General features: G+C 68.6%; 16 protein-coding genes and 1 pseudogene. 11 read left to right on the top strand and 6 right to left on the bottom strand.

Annotation, left to right across the window (positions count from 1 at the left end; translation table 11 throughout):
- Positions 1 to 126 precede the first annotated feature (126 nt).
- Entirely contained in the window at positions 127 to 552 is a 426-nt protein-coding gene (locus tag B9D87_RS20830) for a hypothetical protein (RefSeq protein WP_007769021.1), read from the top strand.
- A 15-nt stretch (positions 553 to 567) separates the two neighbouring features.
- Here B9D87_RS20830 and B9D87_RS20825 read toward each other — a convergent pair whose 3' ends face one another.
- On the bottom strand, positions 568 to 2,214 hold the full coding sequence (locus tag B9D87_RS20825) for an acetolactate synthase large subunit (protein ID WP_007769023.1): 1,647 nt from the start codon (positions 2,212 to 2,214) through the stop codon (positions 568 to 570).
- A 91-nt stretch (positions 2,215 to 2,305) separates the two neighbouring features.
- On the opposite strand from B9D87_RS20825, the gene B9D87_RS20820 reads away from it, so the two are divergent.
- Complete coding sequence (locus B9D87_RS20820) at positions 2,306 to 3,724, top strand: NADP-dependent succinic semialdehyde dehydrogenase (RefSeq protein ID WP_007769025.1); 1,419 nt, start codon at positions 2,306 to 2,308, stop codon at positions 3,722 to 3,724.
- Positions 3,725 to 3,962: 238 nt separating this feature from the next.
- Here the strand turns inward: B9D87_RS20820 and B9D87_RS20815 are convergent, their stop codons facing one another.
- Complete coding sequence (locus B9D87_RS20815) at positions 3,963 to 4,904, bottom strand: R2-like ligand-binding oxidase (RefSeq protein WP_007769027.1); 942 nt, start codon at positions 4,902 to 4,904, stop codon at positions 3,963 to 3,965.
- The gene (locus tag B9D87_RS20810) at positions 4,901 to 5,596 is read right to left on the bottom strand and encodes a TetR/AcrR family transcriptional regulator (protein WP_007769028.1); all 696 of its coding nucleotides are present in this window, start codon (positions 5,594 to 5,596) and stop codon (positions 4,901 to 4,903) included. Before B9D87_RS20810 ends, B9D87_RS20815 begins: the two co-directional genes overlap by 4 nt.
- A 209-nt stretch (positions 5,597 to 5,805) precedes the next feature.
- Here B9D87_RS20810 and B9D87_RS20805 point away from each other — a divergent pair, with 209 nt between their 5' ends.
- Positions 5,806 to 6,732, top strand: a complete 927-nt coding sequence (locus B9D87_RS20805) for a DUF5996 family protein (protein WP_040629583.1) — start codon at positions 5,806 to 5,808, stop codon at positions 6,730 to 6,732.
- 157 nt (positions 6,733 to 6,889) lie between these two features.
- On the opposite strand, the gene B9D87_RS20800 is transcribed toward B9D87_RS20805, so the two are convergent.
- The gene (locus B9D87_RS20800) at positions 6,890 to 8,587 is read right to left on the bottom strand and encodes an acyl-CoA dehydrogenase family protein (protein WP_007769032.1); all 1,698 of its coding nucleotides are present in this window, start codon (positions 8,585 to 8,587) and stop codon (positions 6,890 to 6,892) included.
- 124 nt (positions 8,588 to 8,711) lie between these two features.
- Between B9D87_RS20800 and B9D87_RS20795 the strand changes: the two genes are divergently transcribed.
- The 6 genes from B9D87_RS20795 (at position 8,712) to B9D87_RS20770 (ending at position 13,888) form a co-directional block, all read left to right on the top strand.
- The gene (locus tag B9D87_RS20795; RefSeq protein ID WP_007769034.1) at positions 8,712 to 9,692 is read left to right on the top strand and encodes a phosphotriesterase family protein; all 981 of its coding nucleotides are present in this window, start codon (positions 8,712 to 8,714) and stop codon (positions 9,690 to 9,692) included.
- The gene (locus tag B9D87_RS20790; protein WP_007769036.1) at positions 9,685 to 11,157 is read left to right on the top strand and encodes an AMP-binding protein; all 1,473 of its coding nucleotides are present in this window, start codon (positions 9,685 to 9,687) and stop codon (positions 11,155 to 11,157) included. The genes B9D87_RS20795 and B9D87_RS20790 overlap by 8 nt, the downstream gene beginning before the upstream one ends.
- A gap of 58 nt (positions 11,158 to 11,215) precedes the next feature.
- Complete coding sequence (locus tag B9D87_RS20785) at positions 11,216 to 11,692, top strand: type III secretion system chaperone family protein (protein ID WP_007769038.1); 477 nt, start codon at positions 11,216 to 11,218, stop codon at positions 11,690 to 11,692.
- Between the two features lie 214 nt (positions 11,693 to 11,906).
- Positions 11,907 to 12,206, top strand: a complete 300-nt coding sequence (locus B9D87_RS20780) for a hypothetical protein (RefSeq protein ID WP_040629587.1) — start codon at positions 11,907 to 11,909, stop codon at positions 12,204 to 12,206.
- Positions 12,207 to 12,208: 2 nt separating this feature from the next.
- The gene (locus B9D87_RS27615; protein WP_238553371.1) at positions 12,209 to 13,333 is read left to right on the top strand and encodes a hypothetical protein; all 1,125 of its coding nucleotides are present in this window, start codon (positions 12,209 to 12,211) and stop codon (positions 13,331 to 13,333) included.
- Between the two features lie 147 nt (positions 13,334 to 13,480).
- Positions 13,481 to 13,888 carry a hypothetical protein gene (locus tag B9D87_RS20770; protein ID WP_007769041.1) on the top strand — a complete coding sequence of 136 codons (408 nt, stop codon included), beginning with the start codon at positions 13,481 to 13,483 and terminating at the stop codon, positions 13,886 to 13,888.
- Here the strand turns inward: B9D87_RS20770 and B9D87_RS20765 are convergent.
- Positions 13,885 to 15,086, bottom strand: a pseudogene (locus B9D87_RS20765) (acyltransferase family protein). The gene B9D87_RS20770 and the pseudogene B9D87_RS20765 sit on opposite strands and share 4 nt — an antisense overlap.
- 150 nt (positions 15,087 to 15,236) lie before the next feature.
- Here B9D87_RS20765 and pgfA point away from each other — a divergent pair.
- Positions 15,237 to 16,523, top strand: coding sequence for a cell envelope lipid trafficking protein PgfA (gene pgfA / locus B9D87_RS20760; protein WP_167540298.1), 1,287 nt, complete (start codon positions 15,237 to 15,239; stop codon positions 16,521 to 16,523).
- Positions 16,524 to 16,544: 21 nt separating this feature from the next.
- Positions 16,545 to 18,272, top strand: coding sequence for an MmpA family trehalose lipid delivery protein (locus B9D87_RS20755; RefSeq protein WP_040629426.1), 1,728 nt, complete (start codon positions 16,545 to 16,547; stop codon positions 18,270 to 18,272).
- Here B9D87_RS20755 and B9D87_RS20750 read toward each other — a convergent pair.
- Complete coding sequence (locus B9D87_RS20750) at positions 18,252 to 19,418, bottom strand: glycosyltransferase family 4 protein (protein WP_007769045.1); 1,167 nt, start codon at positions 19,416 to 19,418, stop codon at positions 18,252 to 18,254. The genes B9D87_RS20755 and B9D87_RS20750 overlap by 21 nt on opposite strands.
- Positions 19,419 to 19,483 lie beyond the last annotated feature (65 nt).

The following is a 19,483-nucleotide window of genomic DNA, read 5'->3' as shown; positions in this document are numbered from 1 at the left end:
CCTGCGCATGCCCCAACCACACCGCCCACGGCGGAAAAGTTTGCCGAATCGCGGCGAACCGCAACCTGTGATACACCATCATGAACGCTCGGCACCTGGGTGAGCTCGACGGAAGGAAACACGGTCATGGCTTTCGCGCGGGGTTTTGTGACATCCGCTGTCTTCGCCGGCTTAGCTGTCTGTACCGCCGCCGCGGCGTGGGCCGACGCACCGACGATGAACGGCAACTACACCGAGACGGCGACAACGCCGTCGGGCAAGACCTTCAACACCTCCTGGACGGTCAACTCCTGCGGCGACGGATGCGTCTACATCAAGGCCGGGGTGGGCGGCAGCCAGGCGCGGCTGGTCGACGGTCAATGGGTCCTGGACACGATGGACAACGTCACCTGCTCCGACGGCGCCTACATCCTCTACGCCACCAGCTCGCATTTGACGTGGGACCCGAGCACGCTCGCGGGCACGGCAGACCACACGTATCTCATCCCGGCCTGCGGGCACCCGGCGGGCTACTCCTACACCGACCAGATACAGATCAAGCAGTCGTCCTGACCGGTACCGCCGCCGCTACAGGGTTTCGTCCAGCTCCCCGAGGCGGTCGGTCAACCGCAGATTCTCGGAGTAGTCGACCGGGCAGCTGATCAGCGAGACACCGTCGTCGTCGAGCGCGGTCCGCAGCGTCGGCAGCAACTCCTCGGCATGAGAGATCCGATATCCCTTGGCGCCGAAGCTTTCCGCGTACTTCACCACGTCGGGATTATTGAACTTCACGTAGTAGTGCGCCCCGAGCTCGAGATCCATCTTCCATTCGATGAGGCCGTAACCGCCGTCCTCCCAGATCAGCACCACCAGCGGGATGCGCTCGCGCACGGCCGTCTCGATCTCCTGCGAGTTCATCAGGAACGCGCCGTCGCCGACCACCGCCAGCACCTTGGCCTCCGGCTGCGCCAACTTGACGCCCAGCGCCCCCGGCAGCGCAAAACTCATGGTGGACAATCCGTTTGAAATCAGGCAGGTGTTCCGCTCGTAGGTCGGGTACAGCCGGGCCATCCACATCTTGGTGGCGCCGGTGTCGACCAGGACGACGTCGCTGCGGCCCAGGGCGGCGCGGGTGTCGGCGACCACCCGCGCGGGCGCCAGCGGGTAGCGCGAATCCTGTTGGCCCCGGGCGAATTCCTCGGTCAGCAGGCCCGAGCCGGGCACCTCGGCGGCGTGGTTGAAGGTGTGGCCCGACAGCGCGTCGGTGAGGGCGTTCAGCGAATCGCTGATGTCGCCGATGATCCCCACGTCCACCGAGTAGTGCGCGTCGACCTCGGCGGGGAACCGGTGGATGTGGATGATCTTCTTGTCGGCCTGCGGGTTGATCCGCACCGGGTCGAATTCCTGCAACTCGTAGCCGACGGCGATGACGGCGTCGGCGTGGTCGAACCCGAAGTTGACGTAGTCGTGCCGCATGAAGCCCAGCGTGCCGATGCTGTTGGGGTGGTCGTCGGGCATGACGCCCTTGCCGTGAAAGGTGTTGGCCACCTGGATGCCGAACTCTTCGGAGAAGCGCACCAGCGCCTTGGTGGCGTCGGCGCGGGCGGCGCCGTGCCCGGCCAGCAGCACCGGGCGCTTCGCGTTGCGCAGGACGTCGACGGCGCGCGCCACCTGGCGCGGGGCCGGGGCATCGGCGCGGACGACGTTGCGCGGCAACGGTCCCAGGTCGTAGTCGGTCTCGTCGGCGTCGATGTGCTCGGGCACCGCAAGGTAGACCGCGGCCGGGCGCTCGGACTCGGCCAGCTTGAACGCCTTGCGGACCATCTCGGGGATGGCGCGCGCGGTGGGAATGCCCGCCGACCACCGGGTGATGGGGGCGAACATCGACACCAGGTCGACGTACTGGTGTGACTCCTTGAACTCCCGGTCGTGACCCACCTGCGCGGAGATGGCCACCAGCGGGGTGCTGTTGGTCGTGGCGTCGGCCGTGCCGAGCTGCATGTTGATCGCGCCGGGCCCCAACGTCGCCGACACCACCGCGGCCCGCCCGGTGACCCTGCCGTACATCTCGGCCATGAACGACGCCGCCTGCTCGTGCCGGGTCAGCACGTAGCGGATGGTCGAGGACGCCAGCGCCTGCACGAACCGGATGTTCTCCTCGCCGGGCACCCCGAACACGACGGAAACACCCTCGTTTTCCAGGCACTTGACGATCAGCTCAGCGGCTTTGCTCATCCGACACCTCCCTTAGGGGAACGATAGTGGCAGGCTAGATGTTGGACTTTTCAGCCGCTAAGCAACACCAACCCGATGAAGGAGGGCCGACGTGCCCATCGCCACGATTAACCCGGCTACCGGCGAGACAGTGAAGACCTTCACCCCGGCCACCGACCAAGAAGTCGACGCCGCGATTGCCCGTGCCTACGAACGCTTCCTCGACTATCGCCACAACACCACGTTTGCCCAGCGCGCACAGTGGGCAAACGCGACCGCGGACCTGCTGGAGAAAGAGGCCGACGACGTCGCCGCCATGATGACGCTGGAGATGGGCAAGACGCTGAAGTCGGCCAAGGCGGAAGCGCTCAAGTGCGCCAAGGGTTTTCGTTACTACGCCGAAAACGCCGAGCGGCTGCTGGCCGACGAGGCCGCCGACGCCGAGGCGGTGGGCGCGAAGAAGGCCTACACCCGGCACCAACCGCTCGGGGTGGTGCTGGCCGTGATGCCGTGGAACTTCCCGCTGTGGCAGGCCGTGCGCTTCGCCGCGCCCGCGCTGATGGCCGGCAACGTCGGCATCCTCAAGCACGCGTCGAACGTCCCGCAGAGTGCGCTCTACCTGGCGGACGTGATCGCCCGCGGCGGCTTCCCCGAGGGGTGTTTCCAAACGCTGCTCGTGTCCTCCAGCGCGGTGGAGCGCATTTTGCGCGATCCCCGGGTCGCGGCGGCCACCCTGACCGGCAGCGAACCGGCCGGGCAGTCGGTGGCGGCCATCGCCGGCGACGAGATCAAGCCGACCGTGCTCGAGCTCGGCGGCAGCGACCCGTTCATCGTGATGCCCTCGGCGAACCTGGACGAGGCCGCCAAGACCGCGGTCACCGCCCGGGTGCAGAACAACGGCCAGTCCTGCATCGCCGCAAAGCGGTTCATCGTGCACACCGACATCTACGACGCGTTCGTCGACAAGTTCACCAAGCAGATGGAGGCGCTGACCGTCGGCGACCCGACCGACCCGGACACCGATGTGGGCCCGCTGGCCACCGAGTCGGGCCGTGACGAGATCGCCAAGCAGGTCGACGACGCGGCCGCGGCGGGGGCGAAGGTCCGGCTCGGCGGCAAGCCCCTCGACCGCCCGGGCTGGTACTACCCGCCGACGGTGGTCACCGACATCACCAAGGACATGGCGCTGTACACCGAGGAGGTGTTCGGGCCGGTCGCGTCGATGTACCGGGCGGCCGACATCGACGAGGCCATCGAGATCGCCAACGCCACCACGTTCGGCCTGGGATCCAACGCCTGGACGAACGACGAGGCCGAGCAGCAGCGCTTCATCGACGACATCGAGGCGGGCCAGGTCTTCATCAACGGGATGACGGTGTCCTATCCCGAGCTGGGGTTCGGCGGCGTCAAGCGGTCCGGGTACGGACGCGAGCTCGCCGGCCTGGGCATCCGCGCGTTCGTCAACGCCAAGACCGTGTGGGTGGGCGAAACCGAGGGCGGCTCCTCGGCCGGCGACAGCAAGGTCGAGTGAGCGTTGTGACCTGAAGCCGCCGACAGCGAGGCGGCGCGGCGGTCGCAAGCGCGGCGTAGCCGGGCGCAGCGGGCCGACGCTAGGCGGCGCGGCGGTCGCAAGCGCGGCGTAGCCGGGCGCGGCGGGCCGACGCTAGGCGGCGCGGCGGTCGCAAGCGCGGCGTAGCCGGGCGCAGCGGGCCGACGCTAGGCGGCGCGGCGGTCGCAAGCGCGGCGTAGCCGGGCGCAGCGGGCCGACGCTAGGCGGAGGCCCCCGCCAGCAGCTTCTCGTCCTCCTCGGCGAAGGTGTCCTCGAGCTGTACCGGCGAGTAGTCGAGGTCGATCTCGCTCAGGGGTCGGCCTCGGGCGCTGGAGATGGTGCCGAAGCGCCGCATCCCCTTGTCGGAGGCGTACTGCATGAACTCGTCCAGCGACAGGCCGAACGGCATCGGATCGTAGAGGGCGAAGCCCTCCTCGATCAGGCGCAGGCCGAGCGGCATGAGCTCGTTCATCCGCGTCTCGAAGACGCCCCAGTTGGCGTCGTCGGCGGCGACATGGCGCCGGCAGGTGAAGGTGCCCCACGCCATGTGCCGCCGCTCGTCGTCGCCGATGCGCCGCACCAACTCCTGCATGCCGGGCAGGATGCCGCGTTCCACACAGATCTTGTGCCAGCCGAAGTAGCCGGTCAGCGCCAGCATGCCTTCGACCATGTGGTTGTAGGTCACCGACGCCCGCACCTGGGCGGCCGGCGACGGATCGACGGTCAAGGCGTCCAGGCACTCCGGCAGTTCCTCGTAGAAGATCGTGCGGTAGGTCGGGACGTCCTCCAAGTAGTAGTGCAGATCCTCGGTGATGCCGACCGCGTCGAGCCACATGCGGAACACCTGGACGTGCTTGGCCTCCTCGAAGGCGAACTGCGTCAGATACATCTCGTCACCGAGCCGGCCTTCGGCCCGCATCGCGGCCATGAACGGCTGGATGTCCTGGGTCACCGACTCCTCGCCGGCGATGAACTCGGCGCACAGCCGGGTGGCGTAGCTGCGTTCGTCGTCGGTAAGCCGTTCCCAGTCCTCGCGGTCGCGAGAGAAGTCGATGTCGGCCGGATTCCAGAATTTCGCGTTGCCGCCCGCAAACAGCTTGAGCGGCAAGCTGTCCCAATTCAGGCCGCCCTCGGCCATCGAGGCGATTCGGGTGCGATTCATGTGACCTCCTCAGATCGTTTGGGGGCTGAGCTGATTGGCGGGGTTTTCGGCGCAGCCGAGAATGCGGCCGCCAGCACCGCGACGAGCCTGCGCACGGCCAGCGCCGGCTGTTCGGGTGTGGGCTCGTCGAGCCCCAGGATCGGGTCCAGGCCGCGCATGTAGGGCGCCAGGGCCAGGTGCGGAAAGATCAACAGCAGCAACGACAACAGCGCGTCGGTGTCGGAATCGGCGCGCAGGTCGCCGCGGACGTGCGCGTCACGCACGAGCGGGCGCATCACTTCCAGGTAGTGGCGGTGGATGACGTGCTGCACGCTGACGCGGGCCTCGGTGTCGACTTCGAGGGTCGCCGCGGCGTGCAGCGCGCGTTCGTGCGGATGGTCCGCGAAGTAGGCCACCCACGCGTCGAGCCAGTCGGTGAGGAAGTCGAAGAAAGGCCGGCTGGGGTCGAGCTCGCGGATGCGGTCCTCCATGTAGGCCCGCACCCGTTGGCTGCCGATGTCGGCGATGAACGCGTACAGGTCGCGCTTGTCCGCGAAGTACTGAAAGAGGCTGCCCTTGGCGACCCCGGCGCGCCGGGCGATGACGTTCAGGCTGCCGCGGGAGAACCCATGGGCCCCGAACTCCGACTCCGCGGCCTCGATGATCGCGGCGCGACGAGCGGGATCCACACGTGCCCAGGTGACCGTTGGCAATGCCCCTCCTTCGGTGAATGACCACTGGTCATCCTACTGTGAGCCACGCCACAGTCAAGGGCGCATCGGCCTGCGCCGCCGGTGCTGAGCGGGCAGCCGGAATGCCGGGCGAGAAACCTGGCAAGCGAGCACTATCGGTGATACCGACCCGGTGAAAGCCGGACGCCGACCTGAGCCGAGGAGTGATCGTGACGACGCACCACGACAGCATGGCGTGGCCCAGCCTGCGGGTAGACGACTGGACCGCAACGAGGCAGACATTGCACATGTGGGCACAGATTGTCGGAAAGGTCAGGCTGGCCCATTCGCCGTTGGTCAACCACTGGTGGCAGGTCACCTCGTATGTGACCCCGCGCGGCTTGACGACATCGGCGATCCCGTACGGGACGGCGATCTTCGACATCGAGTTCGATTTCATCGACCACGTGCTGATGATCCGCAGCAGCACCGGTGCGACCCGCGGCGTGCGCCTGGAACCGAAGTCGGTGGCCGACTTCTACGCGCAGACGATGCGGGCGCTCGACGAGCTGGGTTTCCCCACGCGGATCCAAGCGCACCCCAACGAGGTAGACCCGGCCGTGCCGTTCGCCGAAGACGTCGAGCACGCGTCATACGATCCCGATGCGGCAAACCTGTTCTGGCGTCAGCTGATTGCGGCAAGCCGCGTGCTCGGCCAGTTTCGGTCCCGGTTCATGGGCAAGGTAAGTCCCGTCCATTTCTTCTGGGGGGCAATGGATCTCGCGTGCACCAGATTCTCCGGGCGCGGTGCGCCCCGCCACCCGGGCGGCGCACCCAATTGCGGAGACTGGGTGATGGTGGAGGGCTACTCGCGAGAACTGAGCAGCTGCGGATTCTTTCCCGGTGGGGGCGACGAAGGCGCCTTCTATGCCTACGCCTATCCCGAACCCGATGGCTTCGCCGACCATCCCGTCGGTCCCGAGGAGGCGGGTTACGACAAGGATCTCGGTGAATACCTGTTGCCCTACGAGGCGGTGCGGCGGTCGGCCGACCCCGACCGGACGCTCCTGGGGTTTCTCCAAGACACCTACGAAGCGGCCGCGGTGCATGCCGGCTGGGACCGCGCCGCGCTCGAAGACGACCCCGATCGCTGGAAGGCGTATCAAACCCGCGCATGATCGCGCACGGTGTCGGCAGCGGGCTCATCCGGGCCGAATCGCAGGTGAAAATCGCCGCCGCTGAGTAGCAGCGCCCGCTTCGTGTCGAACGTGACGCCACAGTCACACTCGAGCCCCAGCGTGACTGCAGCGTCACGTTCGCGGGGTGGGCCCAGCCTCAGGGTCGCATCTGGTACGCGCCGCCGAGCGGCAGCACGTGGTCCTTCCAAATCTGGTCGTAGCGCGCGGGATCGTGCGCGGGCCGGCGGATCATCCGCAACGCGAAGCGGGCCTGCTCGTCCGTCGTCGCCGGCTTGTCGGACAGCTCCACGGAGTAGGCGTTGAAGTCACGGACCAGCACGGCGAAGATCTCGTCGATCAATCCCTCGTCGACACCCGACAGCCCGGCCTCCTCGAGGATGAGCTGGGCGTAGGGCACGGTCGCGAACAACTGCCCGACGGCGAAGGCGAAGTCGATGTCCTTCTGCTGCGCGGCATCCGGGGTGGCGGCGGCCAGCATGTCCGCGAGCACGTCGATCTGCGAGCGCAGCAGCGCGACGTTGGGCAGGTGCCCGAAGCTGTCGAACGGCGCCCGCCAGTCGTGGAAGCGCACTTTGCCCAGGCCGCCGGTGGGCCCCTGCGCGAACAGAAAGGTGTCGTCGGCCGCATCGTCGCGGCGGGGAATCAACGGCAGCGCGCTGTTGGGGGCGAACAGGAAGTTCGGCATGAACTTGCCCAACAGCCCGATGTTGATGTGAACGGTGCCCTCCAGCCTTGGCAGCAGGCCGATCTCGCGGGTCATCGCCTCGAAGATGGTGTCCTTCTCCACGCCCTTGGCGGCGATGACGTCCCACAGCGCGGTGATGACGCGCTCGCCCTCGCTGGTGATCTTCGCCTTGGTGAGCGGGCTGTAGAGCAGGTAGCGGCGGTCGGAGGCCGACGCGCTGCGCATGTAGTCGCACGCCCGGGTGGCGACCAGCCGCATCCCGACCAGCCGCGCGTAGGCGTCGGTGAGCAGGCGACGCACGTGGGTGAAGTCCGTGACGACGGTCCCGTACAGGATCCGGTTGGACGCGTGGGTGACCGCCTCGTACATCGCGTGGGTACACATGCCGACCGCACCCCAGCCCAGGTTGTACTTGCACACGTTGACGGTGTTGAGCGCGGCGTGGAAGGCCTCCGGGCCGCGGTGCAGGATGTCGGCCTCGGTGACCGGGTAGCCGCGCAACGCGTAGTTGGCGACGAAGTTCTGCGAGTTCACCACGTTCTTGATCAGCTCGTAGCGCTCGTGCTGCGAGTCGGCGGCGAAGAAGACGTACTCGTCGGTGCCGTCGAACTTGCCGAAGGTCGAGACCATCCGGGCCACGTTGGCGTTGCCGATGTAGTACTTCTCGCCATTGGCCACCCAGCCCTGGTGCGCCGGCGTCAGGTTCATGTCGGTCTGGTAGACGTCCGCGCCGTGCGTCTGCTCCGACAGGCCGAAGGCGAACACCTCGCCGGCCTCGAGCAGCGCGGCGGCCTTGCGCTTGGCGTCCTCGTTGGCGCTCATCCAGATCGGACCCAGGCCCAGGGCGGTGACCTGGAAGGGGTACCAGTAGTTCAGCCCGTAGAAGCCGACGATCTCGGCGAACGCACTGATCCGGTAGGTGTCCCAGCGGCAGTCGTCTGCCCCGTAGCCGCTCGGGGTCAGCAACGAGGCGAAGATGCGCTCCCGGCCGACGTGGTCCAAAAACTCCGAGTACCACACTCGTTCGTGGTCGTCGGCCTTCAGCCGGGCCTTGCCCCGCGACTCGAAGAAGTCCACCGTCGCGGCCATGATCTCCGCCGAGCGGCGGTCCGGGTACTGGCGTTGCAGGTGGTTGGGATTGAGCAACATGACGTGACTCCCAGCGGGTTCTCGACCAAGACGAGGGTGACGGTACTGCAATCCCGCGGCCGTCGGGGCGACCGGAACAAAACGACCCTGTTGGTCGGGTGCCCGTCGCCTTAGCATCAGTGGCGTGTCAGAACTCAATACCGCTCGCGGGTCCATCGATACCGCCGATCTCGGCGTCACGCTCATGCATGAGCACGTATTCATCATGACCACCGAGATCGCCGAGAACTATCCCGAAGCGTGGGGCGACGAGGACAAGCGCGTCGCCGACGCCGTCAACCGGCTCAACGAACTCAAGGCCCGCGGGGTCGACACCATCGTCGACCTCACCGTGATCGGCCTGGGCCGCTACATCCCGCGGATCGCCCGGGTCGCGGCCCAGACCGAACTGAATATCGTTGTGGCAACTGGCCTTTACACCTACAACGACGTACCGATGTACTTTCACTACCTCGGCCCCGGCGCACTGGCGGGCGGCCCGGAGATCATGACCGACATGTTCGTGCGCGACATCGAGCAGGGCATCGCCGACACCGGCATCAAGGCCGGCATCCTCAAATGCGCCACCGACGAACCCGGCGTCACACCGGGCGTCGAGCGGGTGCTGCGCGCGGTCGCCCAGGCGCACAAGCGCACCGGGGTGCCGATCTCGACGCACACCCACGCCGGGTTGCGGCGCGGGCTCGAGCAGCAGCGCATCTTCGAAGAGGAGGGCGTGGACCTGAGCCGGGTGGTCATCGGGCACTCCGGTGACAGCACCGACATCGGCTACCTTGAAGAGCTCATCGCCGCCGGCTCCTACCTCGGGATGGACCGCTTCGGCATCGACGCGTTCCTGCCCTTCGAGGATCGGGTGAACACGGTGGTGCAGATGTGCGAGCGCGGTCACGCCGACAAGATGGTGCTCTCGCACGATGCCAACTGTTACTTCGACGCGATTCCCGAGGAGCTGGGGTCGCAGATGCTGCCGAACTGGCACTACCTGCACATCCACAACGACGTCATCCCCGCGCTCAAGGAGCGCGGCGTCACCGACGAACAGTTGCACACCATGCTGGTGGACAACCCGCGCCGCATCTTCGAGCGGCAGGGCGCGTATGAGTGAGCCGATCCCGCCGATCGGCACGCAGATTTCGGCGCTGGCCGAACTCGCCCCCGACGAGCCGGCGGTCACCTGCGACGGCATTACCCTGACCCGCGCCCAGCTCGACCGCTCGACGAACCGGCTGGCCCGCGCCTACGCCGAACGCGGCGTGGGCGTCGGCGACTACGTGACTTTTGCGCTGCCCAACTCGATCGAGTGGATCCAGGTCGCGGTGGCGTGCTGGAAACTCGGCGCCGTGCCGCAGCCGCTGTCCGCGCGATTGCCCGACGCGGAGCTGCAGGGCTTGGTGGACTTGCGGCCTCCCGCACTGCTGGTCGGGCGTGAACATCACGGGATACCCAGCGTGCCAATGGGTTTCACGCCTGATCCGGGGCTGTCTGACGGCGCGTTGCCGGAGGCGGTGTCGCCGGTATGGAAGGCGATGGGTTCGGGCGGCAGCACCGGCCGGCCCAAGCTGATCGAATCCGGCGGCGACAGCCGGATACCCGCGGCGATCGGCTATCCGCTGGGCGCCCAGGAGGGCGATACCACCCTGGTGCCGATTCCGCTGTCGCACAACACGGGCTTCAGCACCGCGACGATCGCGTTACTGATGCGCCATCACCTGGTGCTGATGAGCCGGTTCGACCCCGAGCGGTTTCTCCGGCTGATCACCGACCATCGCGTCAGCTTCCTGACCACGGTGCCCACGATCATGCAGCGGACGCTGCCGGTCTACCAGGCCAACCCGGGCGCCTACGACCTGACGTCCATCCGGCGGCTCTGGCACATGGGCGCGCCCTGCCCGCCGGCCATCAAGCAGGCGTGGATCGACCTGCTGGGCGCGGAGAAAGTCTGGGAGCTCTACGGCGGCACCGAATTACAGGCGCTGACGTTCATCTCCGGCGACCAGTGGCTGACGCACCGTGGGTCGGTCGGTGTGGTGGTCGCCGGGGAGATGAAGGTGCTCGACGACGACGGCAGCCCCTGCGCGCCCGGCGTGGTCGGCGAGATCTACATGCGGCCCGGCCCGGACACCGCGCCCACCTACCGCTACGTCGGCGCCACGGCGAAAAGCCGCGACGGCTGGGACTCGCTGGGCGACCTCGGCTATTTCGACGCCGACGGGTTCCTGTACCTCTCGGACCGGCGGGTCGACATGTTCACCGTCGGCGGCCGCAACGTCTACCCCGCCGAAATCGAGAACGCGCTCTCGGCGCACCCGGACGTGTTGTCCTGTCTGGTCGTCGGCGTGCCCCACGAAGATCTCGGCCAGGTGCCGTACGCGCTCGTGCATCCGATCGACGGCTCGGAGCTGGATTGCGTTGGTGTGCAAGCTTTCCTGCGTGACCACGTGGCGGGGTACAAGGTGCCGCACACCGTCGAGTTCGTCGACACCCCGCTGCGCGACGACGCCGGCAAGGCCCGCCGCTCGGCGGTGCGTGAACAGATCCTGGAGCGCCTGGCGGCCGCGGAAGCCGGCTGATCCGCGGGCATCGCAGACGCCAAGGATCCTCCAAGGGCGCGGCCCCATCGTCAGCGTCATGCAGATCGAGCCGTTGACTACCGAACTGATCGAACGTTGCCTGCAGTCGCGGCGGCTGCGGTTCTTCCGCAGCGACGACGGCGAGGAATTCCTGCTGCTGTCCAACTACGAGCGCGGCAGGCTGCACATCACCGTGCGGATCGACGGCGTACGGCGCGACCTGCTGGAGATCTCGATCAGCCCGGCCGGCTACTACCCGGCAGCCGAACGCCCACGCCTGATGGAACTGGTGAACGACTGGAACCGCGACACCCATTGGCCCAAGGCCTTCGTGCGCGATACCGCCCGACCAAGCCACGTCAGCGTGGTGGGTGAGAACGCCTACCTGCTCAGCGACGGCATCCACCTCGAGGCGCTGGGCAGCCTGATCAAATCGGCCGTCGAGTACGGCCGCGACCTGTTCACCAAGATCGAGCAGGCCGTCAGCCTGCCGTCCGCGGACGCGCTCGAAGAGTGGATGGACCGCACCTCCTAGGGCGCGATCGCGTCCGCCTCGGCATCGACGGCCTGCGCCGCCTCGGCCGGCCGCAGTAGCGGCGGGCCGTGCGGAAGCCGCCACAACCAACTGAGTAGTTGAGCTTGCACTGCTTAGTGACGGGAAAGTTTCCGGCGCGCCGCGCTTCGAGGCGGCAAAGCCGGAGCGGTCGCGGTGAATGGCTCGCACCGACACAGTTGCCTACACTTCGCTTGTGCAAGAGACGTTGCGGGTGAATACCGTGGGTGTGCACGCGATGGCCACCCGCTGGGCCACCTCTGCTGACGATTTAAACGCAACAGTTTCGCCGACCAATCTCGGCTTTTCGTGGCAGCCCAGCGCGACGGCAGTCAACGCCGCCCACGCCGAAGTCACGGCCTTCACCGCGACGTTGGCCGCGCGGGTAGGCTCTACCGCTACCCACGTGTCTGAAGCAGACATCCGTTACCTTGCCAACGAGACCCGATCGGCTCATCAGCTGGCCTCTGTGGCGCAGCCCGTGACTAGCGTGTAGCGATGGCCGCGGTCGCAGGGGTTCCTGGCGCGTCGGCGCTGTTGACCTGGCCCACAGACCATCTCACGGAAGCGGCCACCCATTGGGAGACCGTGGCCGAGCGCAGCTATGCGCTTTCTCACCAGGTGTGGCGCGACGCAGCGTCCGTCGATTGGCGAGGCGACGGCGCCGCGGCGCTTCGCGTCGCGACGCACGCTGACATGGAAACCACCAGCTCAGCAGCCGACCAGCTGCAGGCGGCCGCCCGTGTCGCGCGCAACGGGGCCTCGGATTTATATGCAGCCCGCTCCCGAGTCCGCTACGCCATACAAGATGCCCAGGCAGCCGGATATCAAGTGGGCGAAGACCTTTCGGTCACCGATCGCATGAGCGGCGGATCGACAGCACAACGGGCCGCTCGCCAGGCACAAGCGCAAGCCCTCGCCGGCGACATCCGCTGGCGCGCCGCCCAACTGGTTGCCCTGGACCAGCAGGTCGCCAGCAAGATCACCGCCGCGGTGGCCGGTATCGGCGACAATTTCCCGCAACGCCCGGCCCTCGACAGGCCTCCGAAGGACAGCCACGTCCACACCGTCGACAATCACACCTTCAAAGACGATCCAGCCCCCCAGCCATGGCAACCACCGCCGCCGCCATACCCACAAGGGAAGCCCGTAGGCCCGGGCTTGCCACCCGAAGGCCTTCGCCCGCCTGTGGACGGCCCGGTAACCGTCGGGCCAGCTAGTAAGCCGAGTATCGAGGCCAAGGGCGGCCAGAGCTTGTGGGACAAGAACGGCGGCGAGTGGCGATACGACCCTGGCCAGGATCGTTATCACTACCCGCACTGGGACTACAACCCGCATAACGCGCCTAACAGTAGGTGGGGGAACGTCGGGATCAACGGCCTTCCAACCCATACGCAAGCTGCAGCACCACCGCGCTCGGGCACAGTCGGCACCCCACCCGTCGTCCCACAACCCCCAACTCCTGCGCCTAAGCCGCCAGCGCCCAAGCTCAGCGAGGGACCGATGATCGGCGGCGGGCCTTCTTTCGGACCGCAAGTGGTCCCGCCTACGCATGCCCATCAACATTGGCTCGGTGAAACCAACATCGAAGAATGGGAGGAGGGCCCAGCCGGTAGCCACTGATGGTCTACTTGCGAGAGCGAAAAGCTCACCGGCGATCAAGCCTGGCCAACCCCCACTACTGCGCTACCGTCACGCCGGGTACTAGCGCTGCAGCCAACGGCCTCTGGCCATTACCCTCATGCTCGATGGTGAGAAAGCGTGGTGCATATGAGCGTGATACACGCCGAACTGGCCGAAAAGCTGTACATGGGCGACGATGCGGTGTTGTTGGCGATGGATGCCGCTGGCGTCGACACTGTCCTTGCGGTGCTGACTGACGCCACACAAAAGGGTTCGGCCCGGCTGGACCACGGGGCAACGATTCACCAGTTCGTCATCGAACCGGGGGCGGCCGAGATCGAATTCCGCGACGGCACCGTGGTGTGGCGATTGGACGCAGCCGTTGCCGCGGAAATCATCGAGCTGTTGACCGAAATGCATGATCACCCCGGCTCGGGCCACCACTATGTCGACATCTCCGAACCCGCCGACTTGCTCGTCCTCTCGCTAAACGAGTACCCCCTGAACCTGCTTCCGCCGGAGGCCGTATACCCCCCGCCCGCCCGCACCTCCTAGGGCGCGATCGCGTCCGCCTCGGCATCGACGGCCTGCGCCGCCTCGGCTGGCCTCTCGCGTTTCTCCCAGCGGTGCAACGCTTCTCGGCACGGCGACTCGACGAGCGCGTAGCTGACGGCGGCGATCGCGAACCCGAAGATCAGCGTCAGCACCAATACGGTCGGCATGTTGCCGGTGAACGGGAACGTCCCGAGCACCGGGAACACCATCGCCAGCGCCGCCAGGTGCCACACGAACAGCCCGTAGGACCAGCGGCCCAGGGTCACCATCGCGGTGGTGCCCAAGATGCGGTGCGGCGTGTCCACCCGATCCAGCACCAACGGGGCGACCAGGGCGAAGGCGACCAGCGAGCCCATCGCGGTCTTCACCGCGAACTGGGCCGGGCTGCCGGGCACCAGGCCTTCGGGACCGGCCAGCGGGGACGCCGCGATCACATAGGCGACCGCCGCGACGGCGGCCATCACCAACCGCCGGCGCGCGATGCGGTGTGGCAACCCGACGCCGCTGTGCACCCACTCGGCCAGCAGCATGCCGGCGGCGAACCAGGAAAAGAAGGCCGGCGGCCAGTTCAGCGGGTTGATTCCGGACTCGCCGCCGAGCGGCACCCAGCCCCACGCCCAGCTCAGGGCCCCCAACGCGGCGATCGCCGGCACCCGGGCCCGCACCGGCAGGCGGCGGGCCAGCAGCGCGAGAATCGGCAGCGCCAGGTAGAAGCTGACCTCGACGGACAGGCTCCACATCTGGGTCAGCCCGCCGGTCAGTGTCAGCGGCACGTAGATCTGGGTGAGCGTCAGGTTGGCCAGCCACACCGTCGGGCTGGCGTGGTCGGCGTCGGGCAGCAGCGTCAGGATCACGACGACCGCCACCACATAGGCGGGCATGATGCGGACCACCCGCGACCGCAGGTAATGGCCGGTGCGCGGACGCGGCCCCAGATCCCTTGCCGCCGCGGCATGCCCGCGCCACAGCAGAAAACCCGACAGCGCGAAGAACACCGCCACGGCCAGGTCGAAGCGACCGAACAACCTGCCCGTGGCGCCGCTGGAGTGCCCGGTCTGGAACGCGACGTGCGTGACCACCACGCCCATGGCCGCGCAGGCGCGCATCCCCTCCACGGCCGGCAGGAAGCTGCGTACCCCGCCCACCCGCTGGTCATCGCTCACCACCACAGTCTGCCTGTGCTGCGTTGCCGACGAATGGGTACACCCGATGGACCCGTCCCGCGAGCGACAGGTTCGTAAGTCGCCGCCTTACTTTGTGCTGTTAGGGTCAAACGAGTTTGCCCCGGGCAGCTCGCTCGGGTCGGGTCGCGGCTGATGAAGCAAGGAATTGAGGAGGGCACAGCGACGTGAACCGAGCAGTCATGTTGCGGTTCGCCGCATGCGGGATCATCGGCCTCGGAGCTGCCCTGCTTATCGCCGCGCTGCTTTTGACGACGTACACCACCAGCAGGATCACCAAGGTCCCCCTGGACGTCGACGCCACGCTGGTCAGTGACGGCACCGGGACCGCCCTCGACTCGGGGTCGCTCTCGACCGACCACGTCGTCGTCAACCAGAACGTGCCGCTGGTCTCCCAGCAGCAGATCAGCGTCGAGTCGCCCGCCAACGCCGACGTGGTCACGCTCCAGGTCGGAAGTTCGTTGCGGCGCACCGACAAGCAGAAGGACAGCGGCCTGCTGCTGGCGATCGTGGACACCGTCACGCTCAACCGCAAGACCGCGCTGGCCGTCTCCGACGACACCCATGCCGGCGGCTCGGTCCAGAAGCCGCGCGCGGTCAACGACGAGAACCCGCCCACCGCGATGCCGCTGCGGCACGAGGGGCTGTCCTACCGGTTCCCGTTCCACACCGAGAAGAAGACCTATCCCTACTTCGATCCGATCGCGCAGAAGGCGTTCGACGTCAACTACGACACCGAGGAAGACGTCAACGGGCTGACCACCTACAAGTTCACCCAGAACATCGGCTTCAACGCCGACGGCAAGCTGGTGGCGCCGGTGGCCTACCCGTCGCTGCTGGCCGGCAACGAGGACGCCAAGCAGACCACGTCGGCCTCGATGTGGGGAGTCCAGGGCGGCGACCCGAACGAGCAGATCACCATGACCCGCTATTACGCGGCGCAGCGCACCTTCTGGGTGGACCCGGTGTCGGGCACCATCGTCAAACAGACCGAGCGCGCCGACCACTACTTCGCCCGCGACCCGCTCAAGCCGGAGCTCACGCTGGCCGACTACAAGGTCACCTCGAACGAGGACACCGTCGAGTCCCAGATCAACGCGGCCCGCGACGAGCGTGACCGGCTGGCGCTGTGGTCGCGGGTGCTGCCGATCACGTTCACCGCGGTCGGCCTGATCGCGCTGATCGGCGGCGGGCTGCTCGCCTCGTTCAGCCTGCGCAGCGAAAGCGCGCTGACCGACCCCGGCCTGGACCGCAGCGACCAGGACTTCTTCGGCCGCAGCGGCCTCGAGGAACCGGTGCCCGGCGCCGAAGCCGAGACCGAAAAACTGCCCACCCAGCGTCCCGAGGCGCGTCAGGAGGGCGGTACGCCCGCCTCCGACCCGCCGGGCCCGGACGAGCCCACCGAGGCGGGGCCGGCCGAGCCCCATCCGCCCGGCCCGCACGACCGGGAATAGCCCGGCCCGGGTGCGTTAACCGTGCGCTGGACCCGGCCCGGGTACGCACTGGTCTTGGCGCTGCTGGTGGTGGGGCCGCTGTTGGCGCCCGGATACCTGCTGTTGCGCGACGCGGTGTCGACGCCGCGGTCGTACCTGTCCGACACCGCGCTGGGGCTGACGTCGGCGCCGCGCGCCACCCCCCAGGATTTCGCGGTGGCGCTGGCGTCCCGTCTGGTCGACGGCGGCGTCGTGGTGAAGACCCTGCTGGTCCTCGGGTTGTGGCTGGCGGGATGGGGCGCTGCCCGCCTGGTCGCCGTCGCGCTGCCGCGCGCGGGCGCGCCCGGCCAGTTCGTCGCCACCACCGTGGCGATCTGGAATCCCTATGTCGCGGAACGGCTTCTGCAGGGCCATTGGAGCCTGCTGGTCGGCTACGGCTGCCTGCCCTGGGTGGCCGCGGCCATGCTGACGCTGCGCACGACGGACGCGAGCCGGTTCGGATTCGCCGGGCTGGCGTTCTGGATCGCGCTGGCCGGGCTGACCCCGACCGGGCTGCTGCTGGCCGCGACGGTGGCGCTGGTCTGCGTGGTGGCGCCGGGCGGCGGCACCGCGCGCGGGTGGTGCGCCGCGGCCGCGTCGGGCGCCGCGCTGGTGGCGGCGCTGCCCTGGCTGACGGCGTCGGCGATGGGTTCGTCGCTGACCGCCCACACGGCGGCCAACCGGCTGGGGGTCGAGGCTTTCGCGCCGCGCGCCGAGCCCGGGCTGGGCACGCTGGGCAGCCTGGCCGGGCTCGGCGGCATCTGGAACGGCGACGCGGTGCCCGGTTCGCGCACCACGCTTTTCGCGGTGTGCTCGGCCGTGGTGCTGCTGGGCGTGGTGGCGGTGGGCCTGCCGACCGCCGCGCGGCGGCCGGGTGCGGTCCCACTGCTGGTGCTGGCGGCGGTGTCGGTGCTGGTCCCGGCGGCGCTGGCGACCGGCCCGGGCCTGCAGCTGCTCAGCACTGTGGTCGACACCGTGCCCGGCTTCGGGCTGCTGCGCGACGGCCAGAAATGGGTGGCGCTGGCGATGCCGGGCTACGCACTGGCGGGGGCCGGCGCGGCGGTGACGCTGCGCCGGTGGCTACGGCTGTCGGGAACCGCGGTCCCGGCGTTCGTCTGCTGCCTCGTGCTGCTGCTGGCGTTGCCCGACCTGGCCTGGGGTGTGTTCGGCAAGGTGGCTCCGGTGCGGTATCCGCGCGGCTGGACCGCCGTCGCCGCGGCGATCAACGAACCGGGCGGGGATCCAGGATCGATAGCGGTGTTGCCCGCCGGCACCATGCGGCTGTTCTCCTGGTCGGGCCCCGTGCCGGTACTGGACCCGCTGCCGCGCTGGGTGCGCGCCGACGTGCTGAGCACCGGTGACCTGGTGATCTCGGGGACCACGATCGCCGGGGAGGGCGCGCACGCCCGCGCGGTGCAGGAGCTCCTGCTGTCGGGGCCCGATCCGGCGGCGCTGGCCGCGGCCGGGGTGGGCTGGCTGGTCGTCGAATCCGACAGCGCCGGCGACATGGGGGCGGCCGCGCGCACCCTGAGCGCGCTGGCCCCGGTCTATCGGGACCACGAGATTGCGCTGTACCGCATCGGCGGGCACACCGGCGGGGTGGCGTCGTGGCGGCGGGCGGCGACGACGGTCGCGCATCTGGCGTGGCTGGCGATGCTGGTCGGCGGCGGCGCCGGCGCGATGGTCGGCGCGTGGCGCCGCGGGGCCCGCTCAGCCCCGGCCGGTGACTAGCCCGCTGACCGTGCGGCCGGCTTGCACCGCTTCCAGCACGCCGCACATCGCGTCGGCGCTTTGCGCCCAGGAGAATTCGCCGCTGCGGGTGTGCGCCTTGGCGCCCAATTGCTCGCGCAGCACCGGGTCGGCGAGCAGCTCGTCGAGCCGATCCACCAGCTCCGCGTGGCTGTCCACCAGGATCCCGGTCACCTCGTCGACGATCGAGTCCGACAGGCCACCCGAGGATCGGTAGCCGATGGTCGGCACCCGGTGCTGGGCGGCCTCGACGACGGCCAGGCCCCAGCCCTCCTTGCGCGACGGCAGCAGGTGCACCCAGGCCCCTTGCAGGACATGGTGTTTGGTCACGTCGTCGACGTGACCGTGAAACGTCACCGCCGAACTGATGCCGAGCCGCTGCACGTGCTCGACGAGCCGCTCGCGCCACCAGCCGTCACCGACGATGTCCAGGTGCAGACCCGGTGTCCGCGGCAGCAGCCGCGCGACCGCCTCCAGGGCGTCCTCGATCTGCTTGTGCGGCACCAGCCGCGACAGCACCACCACCCGCGGCGCGGCCGACCGCGGGCCCGACAGCGACTGCGCCGGAGCCCGGTCGAGGCCGTTGCGCACCACGGCGATCTGGGCGCCGTCGACGCCAAGGGCGACCAGGTCGCGGGCGGACGGCAGCGACACCGTGACGTACTGGTTGCGCCGGTTCACCCGCGGCGACAGCGTCGACTCGACGAACCAGCCGAGCCGGCCGAGCACCGGCCCGGCCACCGGCCACTGCTCGCGGTGGCAGTGATGCACCAGGACCACCACCCGGCGGCCGTAGATCAGCCGGGCCAGGAATGGGAGGCCGTTCTGGGTGTCGATCACCACGTCGGGCCGCACCTTGCGCAGCGGCCCGACCCCGAGCCGGGCCGCGGCCATCGCCAGCAGCGCGAAGATGTACACCGTGTAGCGGCCCCCGGCCCGGGTGATCCGCACCCCGTCGACGACCTCGCGGCGCGCCGCGCCGGAATAGCGGGCGGTGCGCAGCGTGACGGCGACGCCGGACGCGGCCAGCTGCGCGCCGATGCGCTGCAGATAGGCTTCGCTGCCACCGCCCTGCGGGTGCCCGGTATCGCGCCAGCACAGCAGCAGCACGGAGCGCAAGGAAGACATCGAGGGTCAGCCTAACCGGCGATGATGTGCGTCCGGCAGCGCCGGACATCCGTAGGGTGTGGCCG

It is taken from the genome of Mycobacterium colombiense CECT 3035, from assembly GCF_002105755.1.
GTDB lineage: Bacteria > Actinomycetota > Actinomycetes > Mycobacteriales > Mycobacteriaceae > Mycobacterium > Mycobacterium colombiense.
This window is presented reverse-complemented; position numbering and strand designations above follow the sequence as displayed.